Origin of the sequence: Acinetobacter sp. V2, from assembly GCF_001188385.1 — a bacterium.
Lineage (GTDB): Bacteria > Pseudomonadota > Gammaproteobacteria > Pseudomonadales > Moraxellaceae > Acinetobacter > Acinetobacter oleivorans.
This window is the reverse complement of sequence record NZ_JZFB01000002.1, coordinates 220,723-224,742: the sequence shown is the minus strand read 5'-3', so window position 1 is coordinate 224,742 and position 4,020 is coordinate 220,723. Positions and strand designations below refer to the sequence as shown.

The window sequence follows — 4,020 nt, the reverse complement described above, 5'->3', positions numbered from 1 at the left end:
GAGATTAATTTAACGTTACTTCTTCATTTGGGGCCAATTATTTTTCAATTGGCGATGATTTTTGCAGTTCTATTTACGACCATTAGTCTAGTCTTTAGTATTAGCTTTTTATTAATAGCTATCATTATTTTCCTAGTTTCATTTCATATAAATAAAACAAGTAGTTCACTATTCGATGCGATGTACCAAAAAGATAATCAGGTGAATAGTCATTTGATACATCAGATATCAAACTCTTATGAAATTAAAGTGAAAAATGCAGTACCGTTTCAGTTATCGAAGTTTAACGAAACGCTCAATTTATCCATTACAACAGCTAAAGATAGGAATAAGAAAATAGGACTATTGATGATTTCTCAATTGTTCATGATTTTTTTATTCTTACTTATTTTTATGTTATTTACCGTATTTCTTTCAACTGAAAAGCAATTAACTCCGGGTGCTTTCGTATTGATAAGTACTTATATTATTCAACTCACCAATCCATTTTTGGCTGTTTCCCAAAGCTTGATGCGCTTAAATGGAAACTTTGTGGCCTTAGCAAAATATCGACAGTATTTTAATCTCAAGAAAGAACAATATACTTCTTCTGCTATTCAACATTCTGAAGTCCTCTTCCAATTTATAAACGCTAAATTTTTATTAGGAAAAAGAGCAGTAGATCAATTTAATTTAACAATATTAGCCAATAAAACATATGTCGTGATTGGGCAAACAGGGCTAGGTAAGACCTCTCTGATGAATTATTTAATGGGGGTATACCAGATTCAATCAGGACAGCTTTTGTATAAAAGCATTGATATTAGCCATAACTTTTCCCAGCCTATTTTTGATGAGGTCATTTATGTTGCACAGCAGCCAGTTATTTTTCCTTATTCTTTAAGAGAGAATTTGGTCTATAACTCTCAGCATATATATGAAGATTCTTACTTACTTCAGATGCTTGAGCAGTTTAATTTATTACATATTTTGAAAAAACATCAATTAACGCTCGATGATGACCTAACTGAAATTTATAAGAATTTTTCAGGAGGAGAAAAACAAAGAATTTGTATTCTTCGAGGTCTTTTGGCTCGCCCTCAACTTATAATCTTAGATGAACCGACTGCAGCTTTAGATGTAGGTACTGCAAAAAATATCCTTAAATATATTCAGCAGGTTGTTCCGTCCGTAATTATGATTACGCATTCACCTTATGCAATGGAGCTTGCAGATGAGGTGATTGATTTAGAAAAGTTATTAAATTAAAGATTATCAAGAAATAAAAAAGAGCCTAAACAGGCTCTTTTTTTACATCTTAAAAATTAAAGACGGTTTTCATCTAACAAAAGCTGAGCTTCACGAAGGTTTAAAGTACCTTCATAAATTGCGCGGCCTGTAATCGCACCTAAAATGCCTGGTTTGCCTTTTAAGTTACGAACGTCATCAAGGTTAGTTACGCCACCTGAAGCAATCACTGGTAAGCCTGAGTATTCAGCCAAGTTTACAGTCTGCTCAACATTTACACCTTGCATCATACCGTCACGCGCAATGTCTGTATAAACAATGCTAGACACGCCTGCATCTGCAAAGCGTTTTGCTAAATCAGTTGCTTTAACGTCAGTAACGTTTGCCCAGCCGTCAGTTGCAACCATACCATTCATGGCATCAATACCAACAATGATGTGGCCAGCAAAGCGCTTACAAGCTTCTTCTACAAATTCAGGCTCTTGAACTGCTTTAGTACCAATAATGACAAAAGTCACGCCAGCTTCTAAGTAGTGTTCGATAGTCTCTAGTGAGCGAATACCACCACCAATTTGAATTGGTAATTCTGGCTGAGCTTTAGCAATTGCTTCAACAACAGGCTTATGAATTGGAGTACCTGCGAAAGCGCCATTCAAATCAACCAAATGCAAACGACGTGCGCCTTCATTTACCCAATGCTGGGCAGTTGCAACTGGATCGTCAGAGAAAACGGTATCGTCTTCCATACGCCCTTGTTTTAAACGCACACATTTACCATCTTTCAGGTCAATTGCTGGAATGATTAGCATGCTTCCGCTCCTTGCTTCATCATGATTATGAAATTGTGCACATCTTAGCAAAGTATTGATCAATCGCTAAGCCTTAGAAAAGACTTTTATAACTTTACGTTTGAAGTGCCGTTTGAATCGTTTGTGAAATGTGAGCCGGTAATAGTTCTTGCTTTCTGAGTTCTTCAAATACCAATAATGCAGCATACGCATCGGCGGCAGCGTAGCTTATTTGTTGTGATGTAAGTGGCTTTCGTGCCCAATTGGAAGTTCCAACTTTTTTCGACTTTGCAAGATACTGCCCAAATAGCAGTGCAATCGCTTTTTGAACCCCCATTTGCTGGGTAAAACCAAAGTGACTAAAGCCTTTGGCTAGATCGACACAACTTTCCAGTTCAATGCTTTTTTTATGAAAAATGTGCTTATCATTTTTAAGACCAAAGCCGACTTTAATTTGCTTTTGGTTAGACAAAATGGGCTGTAAAAATTTTAAAGTCGATGAATTTACATGAAATAAATAGGCTTTTTTTGCTGTGGCCAGCTGAATCAAATGTGGACCTGTCGAGACTTCACCCACTTTAAATGTAGGTTTAGATTCAGAATCAAAGCCAAAGACACTAACGACTTTTAATTCCTCTTCGATACTTTTGCATTGCTCAATATTTTCAATGACCACAATATTTTGATAGTTAAGATTTTCAAAAGGAGGAAGTTGCTGAATAGAGGCTTTATCAAGGAGGGGAGAGGCTTCGGACATATTTAACAGCATACAAATGAATTGAGCTATTAGCTTTATATATGAATAAAGCCTAGAGAACTAGGCTTTATGACTGTCTTTAAAAATTATTGAGACTGAGACGGTGTACCAATGACAACGCTTTCGCTTTTTTCAACATAACCTTCATAGGTGGGAGCCATGATTGTGGCAACAATAGCAAAAACAAAAGCAAGCGGAATCAGAATAATATAAATCCAGCCTAAAACGCGTTCCCAACCAGGGGTAGGGCGTTGTGGACCGTAATCATTATTGCCTTCTGTACCTTTTGCCGCAAAGAGATAAATCATGAAAATGAGGTTTACGACAGGGATAAGCATTAGCAATGATAGCCATCCTGTATTATTACGGTCATGTAAGCGACGAATTGTAAATACAAAGCTTACATAGAGACAGACAATATAAAGAATGGCGATAACAATCATGCCTGCTGTAGAAAGGCCTGTTAGTTCCTGACTAGATGTAAATCCAAAAGTGAATGCGATGGCAACAACAATGATGCCGATGACGAGTGAAAATAAGAATGTCCAAGCAGCATAAGAGAGTCGTCCAAAACGACCATTAGCTTTAAAGGGGGAATCTTGTTGAAGTGGCTGATTTTCGAAAGGTGAATTCATTTTGTTTTCCTGATCATTTGGTTTTATTTAATAGTATAAATATTCAATATTTTGTTGAATAAAACATCATTCTATAAATGATTAGTTATTATTGTAAATAAAAAAAGATCAGGCCATCTAGACCTGATCTTTTTCAGTTTTAAATCAGATTAAATATTCCATTCCACAAAGTTTTTAAGTAACTGCAAACCAGCAGTATGACTTTTCTCTGGGTGGAATTGAGTCGCAAATAAATTATCTTTATGAATCGCTGTGCAGAAGTTCACACCATACTCACAAGTCGCAGCCACAACGCTTTCATCTTTTGGTTCGACATAGTAACTATGTACAAAGTAGAAGCGAGCATCTTGTTCGATGTTGTTCCACATTGGATGGCTTGGGTCCATTTGGTGAACTTGGTTCCAGCCCATGTGTGGTACTTTTAAACCTTCCATTTGAGGGAAGTGCTTTACTACACCGTCAAAAATACCGAGTGCGTCTACACCGCCATTTTCTTCAGAACTTTGTAGTAATGCTTGCATGCCTACACAAATCGCAAGAACTGGCTTATTAAAAGCAGCGTTGCGTACGACTTCATCAATACCTGCTTCACGCATGCCTTGCATACAGTCAC

The 4,020-nt window shown here is 36.8% G+C and carries 5 protein-coding genes; 1 reads left to right on the top strand and 4 read right to left on the bottom strand.

Annotated features, from left to right (window positions below):
• A partial coding sequence (locus UC75_RS09840) for an ABC transporter ATP-binding protein (RefSeq protein ID WP_049837470.1) occupies positions 1-1,248 on the top strand: 1,248 nt, incomplete at its 5' end.
• Between the two features lie 56 nt (positions 1,249-1,304).
• Here UC75_RS09840 and hisA read toward each other — a convergent pair.
• The 4 genes from hisA to hisH form a co-directional block, all read right to left on the bottom strand.
• Positions 1,305-2,036 (bottom strand): 1-(5-phosphoribosyl)-5-[(5-phosphoribosylamino)methylideneamino]imidazole-4-carboxamide isomerase, encoded by a 732-nt coding sequence (gene hisA, locus UC75_RS09835; protein ID WP_032049901.1) that lies wholly within the window; start codon positions 2,034-2,036, stop codon positions 1,305-1,307.
• 94 nt (positions 2,037-2,130) lie between these two features.
• Entirely contained in the window at positions 2,131-2,772 is a 642-nt protein-coding gene (locus UC75_RS09830) for a 3'-5' exonuclease (protein WP_049837469.1), read from the bottom strand.
• Positions 2,773-2,858: 86 nt separating this feature from the next.
• Positions 2,859-3,407, bottom strand: coding sequence for a DUF805 domain-containing protein (locus tag UC75_RS09825; RefSeq protein ID WP_049837468.1), 549 nt, complete (start codon positions 3,405-3,407; stop codon positions 2,859-2,861).
• Positions 3,408-3,556: 149 nt separating this feature from the next.
• Positions 3,557-4,020: imidazole glycerol phosphate synthase subunit HisH (gene hisH / locus UC75_RS09820; RefSeq protein WP_228137251.1), on the bottom strand; the 464-nt coding region annotated here is incomplete at its 5' end.

What these genes read in the sequence shown, in the direction of transcription:
- hisA (WP_032049901.1), bottom strand. Translation starts at nt 2,036, where the DNA reads ATGCTAATCATTCCAGCAATTGACCTGAAAGATGGTAAATGTGTGCGT.
- UC75_RS09830 (WP_049837469.1), bottom strand. Translation starts at nt 2,772, where the DNA reads ATGTCCGAAGCCTCTCCCCTCCTTGATAAAGCCTCTATTCAGCAACTT.
- UC75_RS09825 (WP_049837468.1), bottom strand. Translation starts at nt 3,407, where the DNA reads ATGAATTCACCTTTCGAAAATCAGCCACTTCAACAAGATTCCCCCTTT.